Here is a 23319-nt window from a genome sequence, read left to right as displayed (position 1 = left end):
TCTTATTGACCATGTCTTGACCCACTCACTTTGCTACAATTAACTAGATTGGGAGGAATACATATGAAACTTCTACATACTGCTGATTGGCATATTGGCCGCACTTTGAATGGCTATTCGCTACTGGATGAGCAAAAATACGCCTTCAAACAAATCTTACAGATTGCTAAAGACGAACACGTCGATGGCATAGTCGTTGCTGGTGATATTTACGATCGGGCAATTCCTAGTACCGAGGCGATCACTACTCTAAACGAAATGTTTAAAATCCTAAATATCGATAATCACTTCCCTATTTATGCGATCTCTGGAAATCACGACGGTGCTAAACGTTTGAATTACGGACGTGATTGGATGGAATTCAATAACTTTTACATCAACACATTATTGGAAGAATCTTTCAAGCCAATTGAAACGAATGACACACAATTATTCTTGCTACCTTTTTTTGATCCAATGGACGCTCGAGTTTATTATCAAAAAAAAGGTCTAGATGAAGCTTCCGTCAAAGATATCAGAACAATTGGGGATGCTATGTCACTAGTTTTAGATGATATGTATAAATTATTCGATCCTGCAAAAAAACATGTCCTAGTAACTCACTTTGCCGTCTCACCAAGTGCTAAAGATATTGATCTGACTAGTGAAACGACTTCAAAGGTCGGTGGCTTGGAAACCCTAAATGCTACTCAGTTCGATAAATTCGACCATGTCATGTTAGGCCACATTCATACTAGATTTGCCTCCCCTAGTGAAAATATCAGATACAGTGGCAGTCCAATAAAATTTAATGTAAAAGAAGCTAAAACTACTACTAACAAAGGATTTTATATAGTTGATACTACAAAAAAATCTGAAAGAACGGATCTACGAGAAATTACACCCGGAACTGATCTCATTGTTTTAAATGAAACTTGGGAAACGTTAGTTGATCCAAAATTTTACTCAAAACAACCTGTTGATCAGGATTGGTTTGCGATCACTATTAAAGATTTTGACCGTACAAAACATGTTTCCACCAATATTCGTGCTCAACTACAAGATATCTACGGAACAGTGGTTGAACTGGATTATAAAAATATTGAAAATAAGAATACTGAAGCAGAATCTCAGGATATCAATCAACTTAACGATGAAAGTGTCGTTGATCAGTTTTTTGAATCAATTACCGGAAATGAATTATCAAAAGAACAAAAATCTATCGTGGACGATATTTTTGTAGAATTGAGAAGTGAATAAGATGAAACCCGTTTATTTAGAGATGAATTACTTTGGACCTCATGAACATTCGATAATTGACTTCAGACGTCTTGAAGAAGCTCCCATATTTCTGATCGGCGGAGATACTGGTGCTGGTAAGTCAACCATCTTTGACGCCATGACCTTTGCCTTGTTTGCTAATACGACAAGTGATCGTGATGCTAAAGAGATGCGCAGTCAATTTGCCCCCAGTGATGCTAAAACAAGTGTTATTTTCTACTTTGAGCAAGGTAATAACTTATATAAAATAGAACGCACACCAGAACAGTGGCTAGAAAAAAAGACCAAAGCTAAAGGACTGACCCTTAGAAAAGCCAGCGCAACTTTAGGAATCGTAGAAAAAGTTGGTGGACCAGAGATTCAAAGTATCGCCAGTAAGTCACAAGATGTCGGTATCGAAATTACCGATATCTTAAAACTTAGCGCTGAACAATTTAAAAAAATCATCCTGCTACCGCAGAATGATTTTTCAGATTTTTTGAAAGCTAAAACCAGTGACAAAAAAGATATTTTAAAGAGGATCTTTGGTACTCAAATATTTACAGATTTCTCTAACAAATTAAAAGATAAATACGATAAGGCTAGACAACAAAATACTGATTTTGAAACAGAACTAAAAACTCAAATAAACTCAATGAATTTGACCGACGAAGAGTTAGAAAATCTTGGGCACGAAGCCGAGAACCAAAAAATTGTCATCCTCAAAAAATTTGTTGATAACAGAAAAAATTCTCTTTCAAAATCTCAAGTTGAAGTAAAGAGTACTAATAAAGTTTTAAATGAGGCCGATAAATCACTCCAAAAAGCCAATGAGATAAAAAATAAATTTGATAATCTAGAAAATCTCCAAAAACAGTATCAAGCCAATATTACTGATCATAAATCAATTATCGACCAAAAGGTTCAGCACACGTCAGAATTAGATTGGTCTGATAAATATAAAGATACTGTCCATGATTTAAAACGAATTAAAAAGGATAACGAGAAATCCCTTGTCGCGGAGTCTGAAATTACATCTAAATTAAAAATCACTCAAGAAAATTACAATTCTGTATCTAAACAATTAGACAAACTAATCAAAGAGCAGCCAAATATTGATCATAAAAATTCAAGAATTGATGAACTGTCAGTTTTGATCCCTCTAGTAACAAATAGCGAAAAAATTAATCGCAATTTATCTGAAATAAAACCGCAGATCAAATCCATTACTACTGAAATCAACAAAAAAAATGACGTCTCGGCTAAACTAAACGATGATATTAAATCAAAGAAGGATCAATTGATCGAACCCACTTCTTTACAGAAAAAGAGGAATTCTTTATTATCTGAAAAAGAAAATTTTGTAACTATCCTCTCCCCGATTGAGAATAAACAAAATAACTTAAATTCAGAAATCAAGAACCTTAAAGAAAAAATTTCTAAGCAAGAAAAAGAACTTAAGGCTAAAGAAGACACCCTAGCTATTGCCAAAAAAGACTATCACGAAAAAATCGGTACGAGACAATCGCTTATGATCGCCCAATTACAACAAGAACTAGTTCCTGGAGAACCTTGTGTTGTTTGTGGTTCAACTGAACATCCCCAAATAACTAAGACCGTTGAAGCTGACGAAGTTGAATTGAAGAAATCTATCGACGCTGTAGATAAATCACAGAAAAATTATGCAGCAGCTGAGCAAAATATAAAATCAGCACAGAATAACTTAGAAATTATTAATAATGAATTATCACAAAAAAATATCGAGCTAGATTCTATAAATAAATCTCTAAAATCTGCCTATCTTAAATTAACAAAATCTTCAGCATCGAACTTACCCGAAGAATTCAATATGAAACTCATAAAGGAAATTTTTGATGAAGAAGTAGATAAAATTGACTCAGACTTGGAAAAAACATCTAAATTGTCTAAAGAAATTTCTACATTAGAAAACTCACTAAAAGAAAATGATCAATTAATTTCTGAGAATAAACTCAAACTTACTGAAGTGAACTCTCAACAAGCAACCTACAAAAAGGACTTAAAGGATATAGAACAACAGATCTCTAATAATGACAAAGCGAGTTCAGAACTGTCAGAAGAACAAACAAATTTGAAAAAGGCAGTTGTCGATTATACTAAACAACTGGAAAGTTCTAAAAATGAAGCTCACATTAGTGAATTAGCTTTATCATCAGAACAAACAAAACTAAATGATATTTCTGAACAAGCAAAGAAGCAGTCGGACAGTATCGAAAAATTACAATCTCTTCTGGACATCACTTTAAAATCCTCTGATGCCAAAACTACTGATATAAATATTTTAATAAAATGGATTGATGAACTTAATCAAGGTGCAAACTCTGAATTAAAAGAAGCGATTTCTTCTTATAATAAGGAAAAAGAATTACTCACAAAAGATATTCAAAAAAACACCACCGACCTAAGCGACGTTAAAATACCAGATATAGCACAATTAACAGAAGACTTGAAAGAAAAGAAGAGCCTAAATAATGCCGCTATGACGAAATCGGCCGAATTAAATCTTATTTTTGACAATGCCAATTCAACTTACTCAAAAATTAAAAAGATCATTAATAGTCAAAGCGACTTTGGTAAACGATTAGCTGAAATAACCGGTTTATACAACGTCATAACCGGTAAAGATGGTAATGACGACAAATTAAAACTCGAAACTTATGTTGTTCAGAATTATCTGCGTAAAGTTCTCGATTATGCTAACCACACCTTTATCAATGACTTATCCAATAATCGTTACAGCTTCGAAATTGCGGCTCAAGGATCTGATAAACGTACTGATCATGGTCTAGATATTAACGTTTACGACAATGAGACCGGGGCCACTCGTTCCTCTGATACATTATCCGGCGGCGAAACTTTCATTGCCGCATTGTCCATTGCCTTATCATTAAGTGAAGTGGTTCAATCTTCGGCTAATGGCGTTAAAATAGATGCGTTGTTCATTGATGAAGGTTTCGGATCTCTTGATGATGAAACTCTCGAAAAAGCTATGTCCGCACTCGAAAATATTGGGCAAAATCGAATGGTCGGTGTTATTAGCCATATTGATGCCATGAAGACTACAATTGGACAACAAGTATTGATCAAAAAAATCGGTGATGGTCGTAGTACCGTCAAAATAATTACAAAATAATTTGGAGGAATTTTTATGAATCAAGAAGTTTGGGTGCCAATACCAACCGTATTATATTGGTTTTGGCTAATACCGATATTCTTTGGAATTTGTTTTACCATTGCTTATCGAAAAGACAAAAGACGTTTGAGTAATGGTATTTGGTTCTCACTATTTCTCTATTCATTCTTGCCTATGGCAGCGATAACGATCCTAGGGATAAATAATCATCCGCTAATTATCATCAGTGTGACAATATTTGCTATTTTCTTATTAATAATGATATTTCTCTTTACCCTGCAAGCCTTATTATTATTGTGGAATGCCTTAGTAGTCTGGAAAAGAGAAAGCCATTCACTAGCAAATATGCTGACACTGATTTTGGGAATAGCAATTATAGTTCTACCATTTTTTGCAAATGAAATTAATAATAGATTACCGCATCCCTGGTCCAGTTTGATAATACTAATTTCTAATCTGGTCCTATTCTATGTCATTTTTTGGTTTTACAATTATTTGACCATGTCCATCCTGTATCAATTCAATCGTCCAAAGTTAAATCAAGACTATATAATCGTTCTTGGAGCAGGCTTGTTGAATGGTGATCAGGTATCGCCACTACTTGCCAAAAGGATCGATCGAGGATTGAAATTTTACTATAACCAATTACGAAAAACTGGAAAATCTGCCAAAATGATTTTTTCTGGTGGACAAGGTGGGGACGAACTCGTCCCTGAAGGTAACGCTATGTTGGATTATGCTTTGAAACAAGGCCTTCCTGAAGAAAATGGTATTGCTGAGACAGAGTCCAAGAATACCTATCAAAATATGCTTTACTCCAAAAAAATCATTGATCAGCAAGCCAGTAATACTAATACGATCTTCGTTACTAATGGATATCATACTTTCCGTGCCGGTATGGTTGCCAAACAGGCCGGTCTAAAGGCTGACGGAGTTGGAGCACATACAGCGCGGTTCTTCTTACCTAATGCCATTATTCGAGAGTATATCGCTATCTTTATGCGTAATAAATACTGGCATGCGACTGCTGTTGGTTTAATTATTGTCGGTAGTGGAGTAATTACTTGGCTTGAACATCGTTATGGGATTAGATAATTCTTTAAATGTAACAATAAAAAATCCGTCAGTTAGGAATAACTCCTACTGACGGATTTTAAATTCTCTTTTATTTTAGTCTTTAAACACGGCATCAACGCCATTTTCAGTCTTTTTATTCTCGCCTTCAAAACCAAGATCCAATCCTAAGATTCCCAAGAAATCCATTAATGCAGGATTCAATCCTAGATCATCGAGCTCCGTACGGTTAACACTATATCTAATTGTATCTTCTAATCCATTTTGAACTTTTTCGATCCAACGTGGTTCACGCAAGTATTCACGTCCTAATGCGGCAAATGTAATACCAGCATCCATAATTTTTTCAGCATCGGCTGGTGTTTGAATTGAACCAACTGAGATAAGTGGCAATCTACCATTTACTTGATCCCTGATACGTAGGATAGTTGGTGTATCTTCTGTCTTATCATTCAAAGACTTTCTCCATGCATTACCCATAGAGATATGTAGATAATCTAATGGTTGATCAGCCAATTTATCAATAAATTGTAGTGTATCTTCCATACGAATACCTGGTTCTTCGATTTCCTCAGGTGAAATACGATATCCCAAGATAAATGGTTTCTTAGCGTATTCATCAATTGTCTTTTTAACGATATTGATGATTTCCAAACCAAATCTCATTCTCTTCTCAACTGAACCGCCCCACTTGTCAGTACGACGATTTGAATTTGGTGAGAAGAATTGTTGAATCAAATATGTATTGGCACCGTGAATCTCAACACCATCAAATCCAGCTAAAATTGCACGTCTTGTTGCTTCACCAAAGGCCTTAATGATCTCCTCAATTTGATCATTTGTTAACTCCCTTGGTGTTTCCATTCCATCACGAGGAGCAGCAACGGCACTAGCACTCTCAATTTGTGTTCCACGAAGAATAGCACTATTAGACATTCTTCCAGCATGGAAAATTTGTAAGATGGCCTTTGTGCCATTTCCTTTCATTGCACTGGCCATTTTAGCTAGGCTAGGAATAAATTTGTCATCACTAGCGGATAATTGGCCCTCAAAACCTTTACCGTTAGGAATTACATAGGCAACTGGACTAATGAACATTCCAACGCCGCCTGATCTCAAACTTGCATAATATGTTTCATCACGTGAAACTGATCCATCTTCCAAACTTGACTGTTCAGTCATTGGAGGAATCACGATCCTATTTTGAACGGTCACACCGTTCTTAAAAGTATATGGCTCTAAAAATTTATATTTTCCCATTTCATAAATCTCCTAACCTTATATTGTGAATTTGTTTACAAGTACAGTATAATTTGGGAGTAAGAAATATAAAAGTACGCACTTATAAGTTAGGTAGTAACCGTATGGTAAGAATTGTGAGGGAGCAGGCTCTATGAAAAATATTATTTATAATTTAGGTATTGATTTAACATTAGATATTATCGAAGGCAAATGGAAAACTTCGCTTATTTGCTGGATTGGTCAAAAAGAACGACGTAATGGTGAACTTTTAAATATTATGCCAGGCATTTCTCAAAAAGTTCTAACGCAACAATTGCGTGAACTTGAAAGTGACGGTATTATCCAAAGAACGAGCTATGGCACCGTTCCCCCTAAAGTTGTTTACTCTCTAACTGACGATGGAATGGAATTACGCCAAATATTAGTCGACTTATCCATTTGGGGCGAAAAGAAGGCCGATCATTTAAACAATCATGGTGATCATATCCATATAACACATGATAGTTCGGAAATTATTCCTGAAGATAATCCTACTTTAAAGCTTTTGGAACAATAGAATAAATTCTCTCTGAAAAATTCAGGGAGAATTTTTTTATTTTCCGTAATTTATACAAAGATGATTTTAAATATATTGGAGGATCTTCATGAGTAGTATATTAACAACTGTTTCATTTATTATGGCTCTTATAGTACTTGGCTTTTTAATTACATGGATCACAGGCTTTTTCAAAAAAATAAATACAGTATCTAAAGTAGGTAAACTTGGATTTATTATTTCTATATCTATCTTTTTGGCCTTTAGTATTGGTACAGGAGCTTCTCTATACAAAGATATTAAAGAACAAAGCGAAAGCGAACAACTAACTGAATATATGAATAATAAGGCATTAGATTCCATGAAAAAATTTAATAAACTTTACGAATCACAGGGACTAGAGTTAGAAACGGTGGGAAATAAGGAAAATCGTAGTTGGCATGACGCCATTTGGAAAAACAGTAGTACTTTTGATGTAGATGAAACTCTACTAACTATTACTATGGATAATAGTGTACCTATTGGTTCAATCAAGGATAGGTTAAAATCTTTAAAATCTGAGTTAGAAATAATCACGGATAATGACACTGGAGATTATGATGCTCAAATATATAAAGATGCTTATGATAAAATCGAAAAAATGTCCAAATTCATTGCTAGTCCTAGTGGAAGCTATAATAATTTCATGCCTAAACTAACTGAAATGGATGATGCCGTTAGTGATGCACATGAAAAAATAAAGGACATAAAAAGTTAACATATGACCTACATCAAGTCCAAATATCTCAATTATGCTATCATTGTATTATAAAATTGTTATAATGATTTACACGAGAGGGAGGACAATCAATGCAATCAATAGATAAAGCAAAAACCGCTGGTTTGGCTCGATTCACCTCGCTAGTATATTTGTATACTGGTTTAGGTGTTGCCTTTTGGACAATCGCTGCTAACGCCATCGCTAGAAATAGTTCACTTTCATATTCAATCATGAATATGATGGGAGCACACAGTTTGATTTTTTCACTAGTTGTTATTGCCGTAGCTTTTGGATTCATCAGCATGGCTAACCGATTCGCAACTACTTCGTATTTAATGACGTTTGTCAGTTATGTGGCATTCCTATTAGCACTATCTGTTTTTGGAGTACCTGTTTTCTACTTGTACTCAGCTCAAAGTATTATCCAATCTTTGGCTGTTACTTCAGTAATATTCATAGTATCTGCCGGATTTGGATTCTTTACTAAAAAGGATCTAACGACTTGGAGCAGAACTTTACTGATCGGTTTGATTTCAATAATTATCGTTTCCGTTATCAATATTTTGATCTTCCACAGTACCGTTGCCGCCTTGCTGGTTAATATCGCTGTTATCGTAGTTTTCTTATTCTACATTGCCTTTGATTCACAAAATATCAAACGAATTTATAACAGTGCTCAAAACTCAGAAACACTCGGAGCCATTGCTCTAGTTGCTTCAATCAGTTTGGTACTAGATTTCATCAATATTTTCTTGAGTATCCTTTCTATCTTCGGTGATAGATAGTAATCAAGATAATAGGACATCCAAAAGCTCAAGAGATCCTCACGAAGGATTTCTTGAGCTTTTTTGTTCTTATTGTTTCGATAATTATATTTACGCGTTTGATAAAAAGTAATTTCCAGCATCTACTCCAAAATTTAAACAAAGAAAAAACCAGTAGTTATCAGCTACTGATTTTTGTACATATATTTAAAATTTTGACTAATCGACGAGTTCTGAAACAGCTGAATTAACGGCAGCTTTTTCAGCCTCGATCAATTTAACACGTGTTTCAACAACCTTAATATCCATGCTTATTTCACGTTTCATACCTGGTGTATTCAACTTAGGTTCAAAGAAGGCCTTAAATTCAGCTAAACGCTCTGGTGTACGGAAGATCATTGATGTAACGGTGATATAGGTAGTAAATTCCATATCCCCACCAACAGTGTCATCCAACCATTGCCAATCGTTTCTGATCCAATCCCAAGCTGCTTGTTGTCCGGCATCATTAGCTAACAATCCACGATACCATGCACGTAAATCTTGAGGTTTGATCGTATCTGAATCTTCAAAGAATCCAACTAACTTTTTAATTAATTTAACATCTGGTGTCGCCGTTAAAGCGGCACAGATATCTTCCTTATAGCTAGAATCAGATGATTTGCGATATTCATCCAACAAATTGTCGAATATTTCTTCTGTACCATAATTCTTAACTTCATTTCGTAGAACAAATAATCTAATATCAGCGGAAATAGCGGATAAATCTTGTTGCTCATTATCCTCATAAATTGCATGTGCTGATTCAATTGAAATTGGATTTTTAGCATACAATGACGCGTTCAAAACATATGGACGTGTTAATTGATCATCATTTGAGTCACTGATTTTTGGTTGCCAACCCAATCTCTTTACTTGATCTGAACTTAATTTATCAAATAACTTCTCTAATGATTTGGCCTCAGACGAATTTTGAGTAACAAATTTCTTTAAATCGTTTGCAACACGATACAACGTAGCGATTACAACATTTGAATTACTTGAAGCAAATTTTGGTAGTAAGGGCACTATTTCAGCATAGGATATTTGTTTCCCTTCGGCCAACAAACGTAGATCTTGTAAAATTTGAAGTTGTGAAATCGAATCTAATGAATCGACATTATCTAAGATATCTTTCAATAATTCATCGTCATATTTAACGATAAAGTGAGAATTATTTCCAACATTAGCACGGAATGGTTCATTATTCTCTTTACGCAATTTATCATATGTACCAACAACTACCGTTTTGTCGGCCATGATCTTAGGTGCAGCATCATAATTACTATTTAAAGGTATCTGCCATTGACGTTCCTTATCAACACCATCACCAATGAAGAACTGTTCTTGAGTCAAAGTTAATTCACCATCAATGATCGATGCTTTTACAACCGGATAACCAGGCTGTTCCAACCAAGTATTCATAATTGTAGCAATATCCATACCGGCGGCTTCTCCAATGGCATTCCAAAGATCTGCACCTCTAGCATTATTGTATTGATGTTTGTTAAAGTAATTCTTCAATCCCTTTCGTAATGCAGCATCACCTACTAAAGCGCGCATCATAACAAGCATTCTAGCACCTTTAGCATAGACAATGGCACTGTCAAATAATGCATCAATTTCAGCTGGGTCTTCAACATCTACGTGAACTGATTGTACTCCATCAGTTGCATCACGTTGCAAAGCAGCTGGAACATCTGAAGTTTGGAACATTTCCCAAATATGCCAATCAGGTTCGATCGCATCAACTGAGACATATTCCATCATATTGGCAAAACTTTCATTTAACCAGAGATCATCCCACCACTTCATAGTTACAAGATCACCAAACCACTGGTGAGCAAGTTCATGAGTGATAACTGTGGCAACTAATTGCTTAGTGTCAAGTGACGTATTATCTGGATCGAGTGTTAGATAAGCTTCACGATAAGTTACCAGACCCCAGTTTTCCATAGCACCAGCTGAAAAATCAGGTAGTGCCAATTGCCATGAATGTGGAAGTGGATATGGTGTTTGATAGAAATCTTCATAAAATTCTATTGCTCGTTTAGCAATATCTAAAGCAAAGTCTAATTCATTATTTTTATGTGCTTTAGTTGCGAAAACTCCAACTTTAACACCACTCTTAGTAGTTGCTGTTTTACTTTGTAATTCACCAAAGGCAAAAGCAATTAAATATGTGGACATACGAACAGTAGTATCAAAGTAGTGAATACCATTTTCCGTCTTGATCTCTGGCATATTACTCAAAACTGTTTCACCAATTTGCTCGTCGAATTTGATAGCAATGTCAAACTTAGCCTTGGCCTCTGGTTCATCAACACATGGAAAAGCCTGACGTGCAAAATTGGTTTCAAATTGTGTACCAATAATTTGCTTCTTAACACCACCAATTTCATAATATGAAGGATAAATTCCCATCATAGAATCTGTCAAAGTTGCTGTATATTCAATGGTTAAAGTTACTTCACCAATTCTAGTCAAGTCAATATTAAGTGCATCATTTTGATTCTCAGCTGTGAAGGAGACATCTTCTCCACCAACTTGAACGGACTTGATTGTTAAACCGCTTTGATGGATCGAAATATTTTTAACTTTAGCCTCACCGGTAATAGTTGTCTTACCGGAAATCATCTTAGTTTCTCGATTAATATCTAAATAAATATCGTAATGTATTGGCTGGAATTTTTGATAAAAATGTGTTAGTTCAGTCATAAAATCCTCCCTAAATTGTCTATAATACTTTCATTATACGACTTTCATTATTAATTCACTCATATTAAAAATCCGCTATTCTTATGTTAAATAGAATAGCGGATCTTTAAATTATTTTACTAATTTACCAACTGCAGTTAACTTGGATAAAACTGATTTTTTATGTGGAGCGTGAATGATCACATCAGACAGATCATTTCCGGCAGTATTTCCGTGATGCTTACCACCTGCCCAAGGTTTAACATCGGTCATATCATAAACTACACCATCAATTGCCACATAAGCTTTATTGCCATTTTGTCCATCATATTGTTTGAGTTCTTCCAATGTAAATTCTTTATCTGCCATAATACTTTCCTCCCATACCAAAATCATTTCTAATTTCATTATTACATATTTATCAGTCTATAAATAGTAATACGTTTGAGTATAAGTTTACTTTACTTTTTTAAAACTATAAGTTACTATTTATTCGAGAGGTCAAGTATATGAAAAAAGATTTTGGTGACAACATCTCGAACACTGTTTATGAACATCGAGTATTAGCTAGAATGTCTCAACAAGAACTAGCAGACAAAGTTGGAGTTTCCAAACAGACTATCTTCGTTATGGAGAAAGGAAACTATGTCCCTACCCTTTTATTGGCATTCAGAATTTCAGATTATTTTAAAGTTCCGCTAAAAGAGATCTTTCAATATGAGGGAGGAATCAATAATGATCAATAACGGACTATTCACAGGGTTGCTTCTTTGGTCTTCAGAATCAACCGCTAACTGGCATCAATTGGTCGGGGGAAGTTTTGCAATATTTTTTATCAGTTTAATAATTATTCTCAGAGGATACTATCTGTTTATTGGCTGGAACTTCTTAAGTAACGGCGATGGAAGAACTAATATAATTCTTGCCCGTTCTGCATTGTTCATGTTTACAACATTTATCATCTGTGATCTTTTTCTACCACATGCCTTCATGTGGCAAATTTTCCTTTTGATAAAATATTCCGCTGTATTTCTTATCGGTGGATCTTATTTATTATGGCAATACCACAGGGATCTTAGTTAAAAGATAGTAAATTTATCTTCAGACGAACAAACTAATATACTAGGTCATCTAAGAAACTCATACTATAACCCATTACGAAAAATGACGTTTCTCTTTTAATCGGAAAGTGTAACATGAAATACACAAGAATAATTAGAATTCTTGATTTAAATCAAGTCGTTTTTAACCGCTTTCATATAAACTGGATTCATCAAACGAAAAGAGGTTTTATATATGACTGCCGTTAAAGATTATTTAAATAACCATCAAGAAAAACTGGATTTATTCACTAAAGCAATTACGATCGCACATGGTAAAAATCATCCCGAAGTATTCGCTGTTAGAGAAGAATATCTTAAACTAAAAGAAGCAGCCGAGAATGGTCAAAATTTGGATGGCGATTTTGATCAACTTCGTGAAACCACTCAAAACTACGCTATTCCTGATGATGTCTGTCCAACATTTGAAGCAACTTATCAGATGTTAGAAAGTGCCGATTCTATTAATGCTAAAGCCTAAAAAACCTCCTTCAACCTAAGTTGAGGGAGGTTTTAGTATGTGCTGGCAACCTGGTCAGATATGATCCAGTTACCATTATCTTTAACAAAATAAATCTTCATTTCTAGCGACCAAGTATTGATGCCTCCATCCCAAATACTTGCTCTAACCTGATTTTGACCAACCAAACTAGCCTTATTACCATCAATTTTTATATCTTTGATATTTTCTTCAACCGATGATAAATACTTCATTTTTTCATTTTGAATTTGATCGATCCATTCTAATTTTGATTGAATGTACCCAGTCATATGAGTTAAATGCATTGATGCTTTCAAAATTTCGTTCAATTTATTAATATCCTTATTTACCATAGCTCTATTTTCATCACGATACAGTTCAATGATTTTTTCTTTATCAGTCATAAATATCACTCCTTAACCTAATAAAAATAATATCCGAAATACTGATATAGAGCTATTTCAATTCAAGAAGTAATTGATAAGTCTAACTTATACAAAATTCTCTTTGAGCAACTTTGCGAAGGATTCAATGTAGTACCCCGAATTATCGGCTTTCCAATAAGCATAGTAATTCTGAACCATCTGTTGCTTAGCATTTATTAGATTAACCGTTTTAACGATCTCAGTATTCAATTGTTTTTCTGTACGATCATTTACAACCAAATAACCTTGATTAGATGCTACCAAAATTTGAGCCTCATCATAGTTCTCAGCCAATATAAATTCACTTTTAACACCTAAAATCTCTCGATAGTATGCCTCATCCGATTCTCTTTGGTCGTTGGCTGCAATCAAAACACAAGGAATATCAGCCAATTGTGAAATATCCATTTGATCATTTATATCATCAAAAGAAGTTTTGCTTATTGCTAACATAAATTTGCTGTCAGTTAAAAATTCATTCACATATTCGTTAGACAAAGCCCGACGCTGATCGGCAAAATTCAAATCGACTTTTCCTGTACTTAATAATTCATACAGTTCTTCGTGATTGCCGCTGGTGATCTTGATTTTAACCTGCGGAAATTCCTCAGAGAATTTTGATACCGTCTTCAAGAATTCCGTAGTTCCAAAATTCTTGAGATAGCCCACTTTTAATTCAACCTGTTCATTCTTAACAATTTTGATCGTATTTTCAACTAAGGTATCGACATTATCCAAAATATCTTGACTGTGCGTATAAAAATATTGCCCGGCTTTGGTAACTTCGAAACTTCGGCCTTTGCGTTCAAGCAATTTAATTCCCAAATGAGACTCCAGTTCTTTCATTTGTTGAGAAATAGCCGACTGTGAAATGTTACATTCGACCGCTGCTTGGGTGAAACTATGATTTTTTACAATTGATATGAAATACTGCATTTGTTGGAACATATTTTGACCCTCTTATTTGTTAAAAAATGTATTTTGTTGTTTACAAGTTCAACTATACAGTATTAAATTGCTCAAAAAGAGTACTTCAACGTATTAAAAAAATCACATCCCAAGATGTGATTTTTTGGTATTATCCTTCACTAATAATAACTAATGACTTAATTGCCTCACGTTTATCCATTGCTTCATAAGCCTTTTGAATATCCTCAAGAGCAAAGCGCTTGGTGAAAACTTTTCCTGGATTGATCTCACCCTTCAAAACTGCATCCAACAAAATTTCTCTATCATCGGTAGTAACTGATGCGATTCCACCACGTAAACCAATATTTTTAAAGAATAAATTGTTAGTGTTCATTTCAGGATTTTGCGGAATACCAACACGACCGACAATAGCACCTGGTCGACCAACTTTAACAGCCGTATCAACAGATTGCTCTGTTCCGACACATTCAAGCACAGCGTCGGCTCCACCATCAGTTAATTCCATTACCTTTTGAACTGCCTCATCACCACGTTCGGCAATGATATCAGTTGCACCGAAATCCAATGCCAACTTTTGTCTATCTTCATGACGGCTCATGGCAATAATACGTTTAGCTCCACGAAGTTTCGCAGAAATAACCCCACACAGTCCAACGGCGCCATCACCCATAACAACAACTGTGTCACCTTCTTTAACTTCAGCAGATGATGCAGCATGATAACCAGTAGCCATAACGTCAGCTAACGTTAAAAGAGAATTGATGGTTTCATCTGAATAGTCTTTTGGAGATCCGGGAACTTTTACTAAAGCCCAATTAGCATTAGTAAATCTCAAGTATTCACCTTGATATCCACCATTTCCTCCTTCTTCTTTATTCATACAGTCACCGTCAAAACCTGCTAAACAAGCGGCACAGTGACCACAGCCATGTGTAAATGGTGCAATTACAAAGTCACCTTTTTTAACCTCGGTAACTTCTGAACCAACTTCATCAACGATACCGATGGCTTCATGACCTACTAAAGAATTCTTCTCGCGATCTGATATTCCACGGAACCACCATAAATCCGATCCACAGACACAGGCACGTAAAACATGAATAATGGCATCGGTTGATTTTTCAATTTTAGGTTTCTCTACATCTTGAACTTCTACTTTTCCTGGTTTAATAAAGGCTGTTGCTTTCATATTAAGATCTCCCTCTTTTTTTGAAACGTGCGTAAAATAAACATTACTACTAATCGATGCGCGCTCTTAATTTCTAACCTCATCTACATCTCCATACCAATACTGTGCAGTGATTCCACCGTCAACTAAGAAATCACTTCCTGTAATAAAGGCACTTCGACGATCCATCAATAATTCTGCCAAACTAGCAATCTCATCCGGTGTACCTGGACGTTTTGTGACCATAGAATTGAACATCTTTCTGTATCCATCGCCTCTTGGACCATTCAATTCATCCAAAGCAAGCGGTGTCATAATTATACCAGGACTAATGGCATTTATTCTCGCTCCACGTTTTTGCCAGTTAACTGATTCAGCGGCTACACGTAAAACATTAGTCCTTTTAGCATATTGATATGCTGCTAATGAATCTGTAATAACGTCTGCCTGTAAGATTGGCAAATTTAATAATTCTTCAGTTGGAGTCATTGCTAAAGTCCTATTATCTTCAACTGATAGTCCTGGTAAACGATGACCTGATTGAGATGAAATAACAATCCCTGAACCACCTGGCGCCATGACCTTACCAAACTCTTCTAATAGTACAGAAGTTCCATAAAGATCAACTTTCAAAACTTGTTTTGCGCTTGCTTGGGATGGCGAAACTCCGGCTGCATTCACTAATCCCATAATATCACCAAGTGACTGTGCTTTGGAAACTACTTCTTTAATAGAAGTTCTTGAAGATAAATCAGCCTTAATTGTTTCTACCGAAAATCCGGCCTCGGACAAATGCTGTTTCATTTCGACTAACTTATCTTCACTATAATCAGCTAATAGTAACTTTCTTCCAGCAGATACTCTTCTAACAATTGCTTCACCGATAGCTCCGGCGCCAAATAATACAACTACTTCATTATTCATTTATATATCCTCCATGTGTTAACTAACTTTCGAAGGTAATATTACAAGGAAAAATTTGCTTTACCAATTCCGAATGAATAGATGATCGATAAGTTAAACTTATGATAGAAGTAAACATTGATCCAATAGAGTGAATTGACAACTTACTTGGATTAGAGTCATCCACTTTTTATAATTACTAAGTTAATATCCTTCAATTTTGATTTTAATATGTTTAAATTACTTAATGATATAAAATAGACTTGTACCAAAAAGGAGTGTTTAGTTATGGAAACTTTAAAGATGATTCATTCACGTAAAGCAATTCGTAAATATTCAGGCCAATTGAATGACAAACAACTACATCAAATAATTCTGGCAGCTAATGCTGCACCAGTTTCATTGGGTAGTTACGATGATTACAGATTGACTGTCATTCAGGATCAGCAGGTCCTCTCGCAAATAACTGGCATTTATAATGCACCAACCTTGATAGTGGTTTCTGCCAAGGATCCTACCAAATCAGAATACGTTTCAGCGGGAGCTATCGTCCACAATATGGAACTCGCCGCTGAAGACCAAGGATTGGGAGCAAACTACAATATGGGTAGTATCCACTTGATTCCAAGTACCGTTCTACCAAGCGGATTTACAGCACTATTTGCTTTAACTGTTGGACAAACAAGTGAAGTATTTACGCCCAAAGAAATTTCTGATGATCGCATAAAATCAAATATAGTTAAATAATAAAGAGACAATGTAATCCGATTGGATTATATTGTCTCTTTGATTTAAGTGGAAAAAGTTATATTTTGTCATACTCTCTTATTTTTATATATAAGTTATTTTTAAACCTGACAGAGAAATATAACCATGAACTGTAACAGTAGGACTGTCTTCAGTAATTTCAGGATTTCCCTCTTCAATTAAACCGCTCATACTATTATCATCAATTTCTTTGACGATATTCCAATTTTTAGGAACATACAAATCAACTCCACCAAGCGAAACATTAACATTGATTACTGCTGTATCCTGAACCGTAACATTTTCAAAATAAACCTTGGCATTACCCATTGAAACATCAATATTAGCTTCCTTAAAATCATCTGAAGTTACGTATCTAACACTACTGCCCATACGAACACTGACATTAACATCCGGTTGATCAACTGTTTCTACATCAACATGGTGTCCAACACGTGTATGAACTCTAGCATTATGCCAATGACCAACATGGTCATAATATCTCATATTACGAAAACGATGTTTAATTATGAATGGATGAAATATAAATGACAATCCAATTGAAATCAATAATGCCGCACCTAGTACTGTCCAAGGAACAATTGCTGTTATACCAAGTGGCTTAGCATATAAAATTGCCAGAAATGCCAGAGAAAAAACTGTCCCCGGTATTGCGTAATAAACTAAACTTTTTATCAAAACAGCTACCAAAAATATCGTTAGAACTACGGTCCAGAAGCCGAACGTATAGCTGATCAAGTGCATCTGACTGACAATCAGAATACCAGCACTCAACAACATGAACAGCCCCCAAAAGATCCCATTTCTATTTCTCATCCTTAAAACTTCCTTTGATTTAATCTATTTTTTAATTCCTTTAAAAACCTTCTTGAAACGTATATCGTTTTATAGGTGTTTTTAAATTGAACTAAGTTTCCCGTCACCGATCGTGATAATGAAATGATTTCATCAATATTGATAATTGATGATTTTGACACTCGCAAGAAACTATCTGGTAAATTATTATCCAATTCATATAGTCGATAATGAATCAAAAAGGCGTTGTTTTCAGTGTGAGCATAGACATTGCGATCATTAGTCTCGAAAAATAGTATCTCTTTTAAATCCAATGAATAAACCGTTTCATTTAGATAACCATTTATCTGACTGAATTCACTTTCAATATTTTTGATTTTATCTACGATTTTCTTCAATTCGTCATCTTCTTCAGGAGATTTGATCACGATCTCTTTTTCTGAATACTTCGGCGAAACATCTACCCTTATTTTCACATCCCACAACCCTTTCGATAAAAGTATTACACCACATATACCAGTTACTTCATAGTAAATTTGACCAAGTGGTTACTTTTACCGAATAAGTGGTCAAAAAAATACCGACCCACGGGAAGTTTGGGTCGGCAATCAGGGAAACATTAAGGAAACGTAAATCTTTGAGGGAGTACGACTCTCTCAACTTGAGTATATGTCCTTGCTAAATTTTGTACAAAGAATACAGCTATTGAATTTTTCATAAAAAATACAAAATAAAACGTCAACTCACGGTAAGGGAAAGCTGAGTTGACGTCCTGAAATCAAGTTTCTAAAGTAATCGTGAGAGATTTCTCTCTCACCGTCAGTATAGTATCTTGATCTTATTAAGGATAAAAATATGCCCATCAAATTTTTTGTTTTAAGGGGAAAACGTAACATGAGTGCTACCAAGAATATAACCGAGATATTAAAGATAGTGTAGAAGAAAACGATACAAGTTTAACAAAATAGAACTTGAACAAATAGTAAGTAGATTACTTAATGGACTATTATTACTTGAACAATCTGAAATTAAAAAATCATACCGTATCAACAGTATGATTTAATATCGCCACAATTATTTTTTAATACTCTTACTAATTTAATTTTATATAAAACTAGAACTGTTGTGTTAGATGTTAAAAAAACTCCATCATATTCTAGTTTTCGCTTGGTTTTCCGTCTAAAACAGTACCATCTGGATAAACAGTCCAATTAGTCCATCCCGCTGGAAGACCTGGTAATACATCCCTAACATACGTTACATAATATGCTTTACCCTTGCTTGAATCCCACATGCCGTAATTATATGAAAAGTAATAATCACTGTGATCATCTGACATTGAAGGATTTTGAGATTTAACTAAATTCATAGCCTCGATTTCATTATTAATAGTTTGTCCTTCATAACTAGTTTCCGAAGCTTTGACAAATTCATTTGTAGAAACTTGGTACATTTTTTCCCCATTTATCTCAGCAAAAATTCCAACTTGCCATGGAGTATTGGCACCTAGAGCACGATTAGTTATTAAATCTCCATCTTTGTTATACATACGTGTAATATGGTCGAATGTAGTTGCAACTCCAGATGCTGAAACATCTGTTGAATTACTAAAAATTCCAACAGTTAATGCAGCCATTACAGCAATAAACAAACTACCTATTGTTTTTTTATTCATATTGAATCCCCCGAAAATACTTTTATATGGAACCTGATTTTAGTATATATACGCAACAATGCAAAATCAACGAAATATTTTAATAGTAAAAATAATTCCTATATCGAATATTTTATAAATTCAGTAACACAATGGCTTTTAACCAATTGAAATTTGTCGTTTTGTCATATGTAGTTACATTCAAAATAAATTCCACCTTTTAAATATATTTTGTCAAATAAAAGAGCTTATTCAAACATTTATATCAATTTTAAAAATATATTGAAAGAGTCAAATATTTAACTTAATATAGGATTTGTAATCCTTAATAAGAGAATTATTAAGTTATAGGGGGAAACTAATGAGGTCATTATTATTAAAGTCACTAACTGTATCTGGGTTAGCTTTGGCTGCATTTGCTACTAGTTCTGCACTAAGCAATAACGCTGATGCCGCAGAAGTTGCTACAACAAAGAACATTGCTGTAACGCGTCTATACACACAGAATGGTAACTTAGTTCAAAATAGAGGTCTTGCTGCAAACACACCTTGGCAAGTTGGTAAAACTATTCAAATGAATGGTATCGACTACTATCAGGTTTCAACAAACGAATACTTGAAATCAACTGATACTGCTAGTTTGACAGGAAGCAATGACGACCAAAGTCAAAGCTCGGTAGACATATTAGTTGAACAATATGGTGCTGATACTTATGATGACCGTGATGGTTCAGTTAATGGTCATGTTGATCATTTTTCTGATTGGGTGGTTTCAAAAGTTGTCTTTGAAGCATCAACAGGTAAAACATACTATCAAATTTCTAACCATCAATATGTAAACTTATACAATTATCAAGTTCACGGCGACGAAGGTACTCTTCCTCATGTACAAGTAGATCATCTAACTGATCTTAATAAGGATATTGATCCTAATACTGGTATGGAAGTAAATAACTATAAACCAAACATGGAAAATATCAATAAGTACTTTGGCGAATATTTGAATGCTTTGCACAAGGCTAATGGAACTGCATCAGTCACTGTAACATCAGACATGATGAACTATGCACAACAACGTGCTAATCAACAAGTTGGTAACACACTAGATCACACAACAGCCTCTAGAGAAACTTCAGAAAATCTCTCAAGTGCTGGATTTGATTACTTGATCAAATGGGCCAACGTTAAATCTGACAAAGATACAGCCTACTACCTATTGTCACAATGGTATGACGAATCAAATAATCTGACTGCTCCTGGACAATCTGGTCATTTCGGACATCGTGCCGCATTGATCTACTCTGGTCCTAATGTTGGTTTAGGTATCAGTGGTAACGCAACATCATTTGATGCAGACTGGAACTATGATACATTAGGTCAATTCAATGCGTTATATAATTACTCAGGATCAAATCCTAATACTAAATTTGTATCTAAAGATTCTATTTAAAACAATAAAGCTTCAGAATTCCTTTAACATTAGGATTTCTGAAGCTCTATTTATTTTAATTACTCTCCTGAAACAGCAGGCATTTGATCTGCTACTGAATCAACATTTTGCTTATCTGCATTAGTTGAATAAAATTGATCTTCCAATTCCTTCAAACTAACATCATGCGGTATTAAGGGTGCATCCGCATCAGACTGTCCACCACTAAAGTCTTTAGTATAGTAAGTGACTGTATCTCCACTGAATTTATAGGCAACACTAGATGCTAAGGTACCTATTCCGATCCAATACTTGCCATCACTTGTATATACTCCTAAATCAGGTTCCATAGCGATACCGTCATCCTTAGGTCTAGCATACTGATAAACCATTAATCCTATTTTATTAGGATCGGTGACTTTTGAAGTAGTGCTCTTATTAGACGATGCCTGATTACTATTGGAATCATTTGAAGTCGTTGTCTCCGCACTCTTACCAGCCGCAATATTAGAAAAGGCCGATTTAACGTCATTATTTTCTGTTTCCTTTAGATTAGGTGTGCCGTCACGACTTTGATCTACTAAAACAATTGGTTGTCCTTTATGGAAAGTAAAGAAGTACGTAATGTGATTTGGCAATGGTGGGACGGTTCCATCGTAGTTATAAATTGCGACGACATCATAATCGTAGTTACCTTCACCATCTTTACTCCAGCCGATTGACGTATTAGCACCTTCAATGGTTACTTTCGACAAATCATCTGGATATCTAGTTCCAGTTGAAGTCTTCAAAGAATTAGTTCCATTATATTTAACATATGATTGTTTCATAGTCGGTGCCCATTGGTCGATAAAATTCTTTAGTTTACTATCCTTACTACTATCCCAAAGCGTATCCCCCTGCTTATTTCTAGTAGTAGATTTATGATTACTTACTTTTGAAGTCGTTGCTTTATTATCAGAATTATTATTGTTGCTTTGACTTTGACTACTACATCCGGCCAAAATAAGTGCTCCAGTAAATAATAAAGTTGCCAGCTTTAATTTTTTAGTTTGCATGATTCTCCCCCACTTTTGTCTGTTGCTTGATCCCCATTTAATTCTTTAAATATTAATTTTTTTTGAAATTAAGTATGCGATTCGATTATATAACAAATTATGAATTAATAGAACTACATTTATATAAATGTCCATATGAAAAAAGACGACCAATAATGGCCATCTTTAGCGTTATTTATATCCTAAATAGGGTGTAAATCCGGAATAAGTTTCAACATTTGTTGGTGTCATATTCAAACTAGAATCTGTGGCCTTTATAAATACACCTAGTGAAACTTCATAGAATGTGTCAGTCCCATTTGTTACAACGCGACTAACCTTCCAAGATGTATTAGCACCAAGTTCACTGTATGGTTGTGGATCTCCTTTTGTAGCTGTTAGATACAGTGGAGCTGCTTTATTACCAACAGTTGCTATTAAAGTACTTGATGGTGTTGGAGCTGGGGTATCTTGTCCAGTCAAGGTTGAGTCTGATGCACGAAGATATTCATCTGTAGAAACTTGATACATCGTTTCCCCATTAATAGTAGCCGTTTTGCCAACTTGCCATGGTGTGCTTGGTGCAAGTGCACGATTAGAAACCATAACACCATCTGCCGTATAGAGTCTTGCTGTAACTCCGGCATGAACTGTGGCAACAGTTGCAGCATCTACTTGTGTAGTGCTTGATAAAGCAGTGACTGCTCCAGTAGTTGCCATAGCCAATGCTGCTATAATTGCGACTGATTTTGATCTAAATTTCATTATACCAATCTCCCATTTCCCTAAATTTAACGTCTAAATTGTACATCTACTAAAATCATGATTAAACAGGATTTATTAAAATGAAACGATTTTATTTATATAAGCAATTATTCCTGGTATCTAGCTTAATTTCCGTAATAATTGAACTTTTATCGATGAATAATGTTTAATACATTCATATATTCTATATTGATTCAAAATTAACTTAATTTATTCAAATTTTTATATCATTTTATGAGGACACAGTCTCTAAAACCGGAAAATTATTTCCTATAGTAATGGTTTCTGTGATACCATTTAGAATTGAGGATTCAATTGACTCTATTTATTCAAACTATAAAC

23 protein-coding genes are annotated in these 23319 nt (G+C 34.7%); 11 read left to right on the top strand and 12 right to left on the bottom strand.

Features of this window, described 5'->3' with window-relative positions:
- Positions 1-63: 63 nt before the first annotated feature.
- Genes EKM64_RS05790 through EKM64_RS05780 form a run of 3 tightly spaced genes read left to right on the top strand, consistent with a single transcriptional unit; the run spans position 64 to position 5506 of the window.
- Positions 64-1239, top strand: a complete 1176-nt coding sequence (locus tag EKM64_RS05790) for a metallophosphoesterase family protein (protein ID WP_125676532.1) — start codon at positions 64-66, stop codon at positions 1237-1239.
- 1 nt (position 1240) lies between these two features.
- Complete coding sequence (locus tag EKM64_RS05785) at positions 1241-4411, top strand: AAA family ATPase (protein ID WP_125676530.1); 3171 nt, start codon at positions 1241-1243, stop codon at positions 4409-4411.
- 15 nt (positions 4412-4426) lie between these two features.
- On the top strand, positions 4427-5506 hold the full coding sequence (locus tag EKM64_RS05780; RefSeq protein WP_125676528.1) for a YdcF family protein: 1080 nt from the start codon (positions 4427-4429) through the stop codon (positions 5504-5506).
- A 75-nt stretch (positions 5507-5581) separates the two neighbouring features.
- Here the strand turns inward: EKM64_RS05780 and EKM64_RS05775 are convergent, their stop codons facing one another.
- On the bottom strand, positions 5582-6745 hold the full coding sequence (locus EKM64_RS05775) for an NADH-dependent flavin oxidoreductase (RefSeq protein ID WP_125676526.1): 1164 nt from the start codon (positions 6743-6745) through the stop codon (positions 5582-5584).
- Between the two features lie 133 nt (positions 6746-6878).
- Here EKM64_RS05775 and EKM64_RS05770 point away from each other — a divergent pair, with 133 nt between their 5' ends.
- From EKM64_RS05770 to EKM64_RS05760, 3 genes are all read left to right on the top strand, one after another.
- Entirely contained in the window at positions 6879-7283 is a 405-nt protein-coding gene (locus tag EKM64_RS05770) for a winged helix-turn-helix transcriptional regulator (RefSeq protein WP_125676524.1), read from the top strand.
- An 88-nt stretch (positions 7284-7371) separates the two neighbouring features.
- Positions 7372-8019, top strand: coding sequence for a hypothetical protein (locus EKM64_RS05765; protein ID WP_125676521.1), 648 nt, complete (start codon positions 7372-7374; stop codon positions 8017-8019).
- A gap of 92 nt (positions 8020-8111) precedes the next feature.
- On the top strand, positions 8112-8807 hold the full coding sequence (locus EKM64_RS05760) for a Bax inhibitor-1 family protein (RefSeq protein ID WP_125676519.1): 696 nt from the start codon (positions 8112-8114) through the stop codon (positions 8805-8807).
- A gap of 198 nt (positions 8808-9005) precedes the next feature.
- On the opposite strand, the gene EKM64_RS05755 is transcribed toward EKM64_RS05760, so the two are convergent.
- Positions 9006-11543 (bottom strand): M1 family metallopeptidase, encoded by a 2538-nt coding sequence (locus tag EKM64_RS05755; RefSeq protein ID WP_125676517.1) that lies wholly within the window; start codon positions 11541-11543, stop codon positions 9006-9008.
- 111 nt (positions 11544-11654) lie between these two features.
- Positions 11655-11891 (bottom strand): cytochrome b5 domain-containing protein, encoded by a 237-nt coding sequence (locus EKM64_RS05750; RefSeq protein ID WP_125676515.1) that lies wholly within the window; start codon positions 11889-11891, stop codon positions 11655-11657.
- 140 nt (positions 11892-12031) lie between these two features.
- Here EKM64_RS05750 and EKM64_RS05745 point away from each other — a divergent pair, with 140 nt between their 5' ends.
- From EKM64_RS05745 to EKM64_RS05735, 3 genes are all read left to right on the top strand, one after another.
- Positions 12032-12268 carry a helix-turn-helix transcriptional regulator gene (locus EKM64_RS05745; RefSeq protein WP_125676513.1) on the top strand — a complete coding sequence of 79 codons (237 nt, stop codon included), beginning with the start codon at positions 12032-12034 and terminating at the stop codon, positions 12266-12268.
- The gene (locus EKM64_RS05740) at positions 12258-12605 is read left to right on the top strand and encodes a DUF2178 domain-containing protein (protein WP_125676511.1); all 348 of its coding nucleotides are present in this window, start codon (positions 12258-12260) and stop codon (positions 12603-12605) included. Before EKM64_RS05745 ends, EKM64_RS05740 begins: the two co-directional genes overlap by 11 nt.
- A 213-nt stretch (positions 12606-12818) precedes the next feature.
- A complete protein-coding gene (locus EKM64_RS05735) occupies positions 12819-13103 on the top strand; it encodes an iron-sulfur cluster repair di-iron protein, ric (RefSeq protein ID WP_125676509.1) in 285 nt (94 codons plus the stop codon).
- Between the two features lie 32 nt (positions 13104-13135).
- Here the strand turns inward: EKM64_RS05735 and EKM64_RS05730 are convergent, their stop codons facing one another.
- The 4 genes from EKM64_RS05730 to EKM64_RS05715 form a co-directional block, all read right to left on the bottom strand.
- Positions 13136-13507, bottom strand: a complete 372-nt coding sequence (locus tag EKM64_RS05730; protein WP_125676507.1) for a nuclear transport factor 2 family protein — start codon at positions 13505-13507, stop codon at positions 13136-13138.
- 87 nt (positions 13508-13594) lie between these two features.
- Positions 13595-14476, bottom strand: coding sequence for a LysR family transcriptional regulator (locus EKM64_RS05725; protein WP_125676505.1), 882 nt, complete (start codon positions 14474-14476; stop codon positions 13595-13597).
- 130 nt (positions 14477-14606) lie between these two features.
- On the bottom strand, positions 14607-15647 hold the full coding sequence (locus EKM64_RS05720; protein ID WP_125676502.1) for a zinc-dependent alcohol dehydrogenase family protein: 1041 nt from the start codon (positions 15645-15647) through the stop codon (positions 14607-14609).
- Between the two features lie 66 nt (positions 15648-15713).
- Positions 15714-16550: an SDR family oxidoreductase gene (locus EKM64_RS05715; RefSeq protein ID WP_125676500.1), complete on the bottom strand. Its 837-nt coding sequence runs from the start codon at positions 16548-16550 to the stop codon at positions 15714-15716.
- Positions 16551-16817: 267 nt separating this feature from the next.
- Between EKM64_RS05715 and EKM64_RS05710 the strand changes: the two genes are divergently transcribed.
- Positions 16818-17276 carry a nitroreductase family protein gene (locus EKM64_RS05710; protein ID WP_125676498.1) on the top strand — a complete coding sequence of 153 codons (459 nt, stop codon included), beginning with the start codon at positions 16818-16820 and terminating at the stop codon, positions 17274-17276.
- An 84-nt stretch (positions 17277-17360) separates the two neighbouring features.
- On the opposite strand, the gene EKM64_RS05705 is transcribed toward EKM64_RS05710, so the two are convergent.
- The 3 genes from EKM64_RS05705 to EKM64_RS05695 all read right to left on the bottom strand — a co-directional run bounded on the left by EKM64_RS05705 (position 17361) and on the right by EKM64_RS05695 (position 19767).
- Positions 17361-18113 (bottom strand): LiaF transmembrane domain-containing protein, encoded by a 753-nt coding sequence (locus EKM64_RS05705; protein ID WP_125676496.1) that lies wholly within the window; start codon positions 18111-18113, stop codon positions 17361-17363.
- 2 nt (positions 18114-18115) lie between these two features.
- The gene (locus EKM64_RS05700; protein ID WP_164505306.1) at positions 18116-18568 is read right to left on the bottom strand and encodes a LytTR family DNA-binding domain-containing protein; all 453 of its coding nucleotides are present in this window, start codon (positions 18566-18568) and stop codon (positions 18116-18118) included.
- A 680-nt stretch (positions 18569-19248) separates the two neighbouring features.
- Positions 19249-19767, bottom strand: a complete 519-nt coding sequence (locus tag EKM64_RS05695; protein WP_125676491.1) for an SLAP domain-containing protein — start codon at positions 19765-19767, stop codon at positions 19249-19251.
- Positions 19768-20107: 340 nt separating this feature from the next.
- On the opposite strand from EKM64_RS05695, the gene EKM64_RS05690 reads away from it, so the two are divergent.
- Complete coding sequence (locus EKM64_RS05690) at positions 20108-21196, top strand: SLAP domain-containing protein (protein WP_125676489.1); 1089 nt, start codon at positions 20108-20110, stop codon at positions 21194-21196.
- Between the two features lie 59 nt (positions 21197-21255).
- On the opposite strand, the gene EKM64_RS05685 is transcribed toward EKM64_RS05690, so the two are convergent.
- Both EKM64_RS05685 and EKM64_RS05680 read right to left on the bottom strand, forming a co-directional pair.
- Positions 21256-22233: an Lreu_0056 family protein gene (locus EKM64_RS05685; RefSeq protein ID WP_125676487.1), complete on the bottom strand. Its 978-nt coding sequence runs from the start codon at positions 22231-22233 to the stop codon at positions 21256-21258.
- Positions 22234-22404: 171 nt separating this feature from the next.
- Positions 22405-22977 carry an SLAP domain-containing protein gene (locus EKM64_RS05680; RefSeq protein WP_125676486.1) on the bottom strand — a complete coding sequence of 191 codons (573 nt, stop codon included), beginning with the start codon at positions 22975-22977 and terminating at the stop codon, positions 22405-22407.
- Positions 22978-23319: the final 342 nt, after the last annotated feature.

It is taken from the genome of Companilactobacillus keshanensis, from assembly GCF_003946205.1.
Taxonomy (GTDB): Bacteria; Bacillota; Bacilli; order Lactobacillales; family Lactobacillaceae; genus Companilactobacillus; species Companilactobacillus keshanensis.
Note: the sequence above shows the minus strand (reverse complement) of the source record. Positions and strands in the feature narration are given on the sequence as shown.

Bases quoted from the DNA above. Each gene is read 5' to 3' on its own strand.
- EKM64_RS05790 (WP_125676532.1), top strand. From the start codon at position 64: ATGAAACTTCTACATACTGCTGATTGGCATATTGGCCGCACTTTGAAT.
- EKM64_RS05785 (WP_125676530.1), top strand. From the start codon at position 1,241: ATGAAACCCGTTTATTTAGAGATGAATTACTTTGGACCTCATGAACAT.
- EKM64_RS05780 (WP_125676528.1), top strand. From the start codon at position 4,427: ATGAATCAAGAAGTTTGGGTGCCAATACCAACCGTATTATATTGGTTT.
- EKM64_RS05775 (WP_125676526.1), bottom strand. From the start codon at position 6,745: ATGGGAAAATATAAATTTTTAGAGCCATATACTTTTAAGAACGGTGTG.
- EKM64_RS05770 (WP_125676524.1), top strand. From the start codon at position 6,879: ATGAAAAATATTATTTATAATTTAGGTATTGATTTAACATTAGATATT.
- EKM64_RS05765 (WP_125676521.1), top strand. From the start codon at position 7,372: ATGAGTAGTATATTAACAACTGTTTCATTTATTATGGCTCTTATAGTA.
- EKM64_RS05760 (WP_125676519.1), top strand. From the start codon at position 8,112: ATGCAATCAATAGATAAAGCAAAAACCGCTGGTTTGGCTCGATTCACC.
- EKM64_RS05755 (WP_125676517.1), bottom strand. From the start codon at position 11,543: ATGACTGAACTAACACATTTTTATCAAAAATTCCAGCCAATACATTAC.
- EKM64_RS05750 (WP_125676515.1), bottom strand. From the start codon at position 11,891: ATGGCAGATAAAGAATTTACATTGGAAGAACTCAAACAATATGATGGA.
- EKM64_RS05745 (WP_125676513.1), top strand. From the start codon at position 12,032: ATGAAAAAAGATTTTGGTGACAACATCTCGAACACTGTTTATGAACAT.
- EKM64_RS05740 (WP_125676511.1), top strand. From the start codon at position 12,258: ATGATCAATAACGGACTATTCACAGGGTTGCTTCTTTGGTCTTCAGAA.
- EKM64_RS05735 (WP_125676509.1), top strand. From the start codon at position 12,819: ATGACTGCCGTTAAAGATTATTTAAATAACCATCAAGAAAAACTGGAT.
- EKM64_RS05730 (WP_125676507.1), bottom strand. From the start codon at position 13,507: ATGACTGATAAAGAAAAAATCATTGAACTGTATCGTGATGAAAATAGA.
- EKM64_RS05725 (WP_125676505.1), bottom strand. From the start codon at position 14,476: ATGTTCCAACAAATGCAGTATTTCATATCAATTGTAAAAAATCATAGT.
- EKM64_RS05720 (WP_125676502.1), bottom strand. From the start codon at position 15,647: ATGAAAGCAACAGCCTTTATTAAACCAGGAAAAGTAGAAGTTCAAGAT.
- EKM64_RS05715 (WP_125676500.1), bottom strand. From the start codon at position 16,550: ATGAATAATGAAGTAGTTGTATTATTTGGCGCCGGAGCTATCGGTGAA.
- EKM64_RS05710 (WP_125676498.1), top strand. From the start codon at position 16,818: ATGGAAACTTTAAAGATGATTCATTCACGTAAAGCAATTCGTAAATAT.
- EKM64_RS05705 (WP_125676496.1), bottom strand. From the start codon at position 18,113: ATGAGAAATAGAAATGGGATCTTTTGGGGGCTGTTCATGTTGTTGAGT.
- EKM64_RS05695 (WP_125676491.1), bottom strand. From the start codon at position 19,767: ATGAATAAAAAAACAATAGGTAGTTTGTTTATTGCTGTAATGGCTGCA.
- EKM64_RS05690 (WP_125676489.1), top strand. From the start codon at position 20,108: ATGAGGTCATTATTATTAAAGTCACTAACTGTATCTGGGTTAGCTTTG.
- EKM64_RS05685 (WP_125676487.1), bottom strand. From the start codon at position 22,233: ATGCAAACTAAAAAATTAAAGCTGGCAACTTTATTATTTACTGGAGCA.
- EKM64_RS05680 (WP_125676486.1), bottom strand. From the start codon at position 22,977: ATGAAATTTAGATCAAAATCAGTCGCAATTATAGCAGCATTGGCTATG.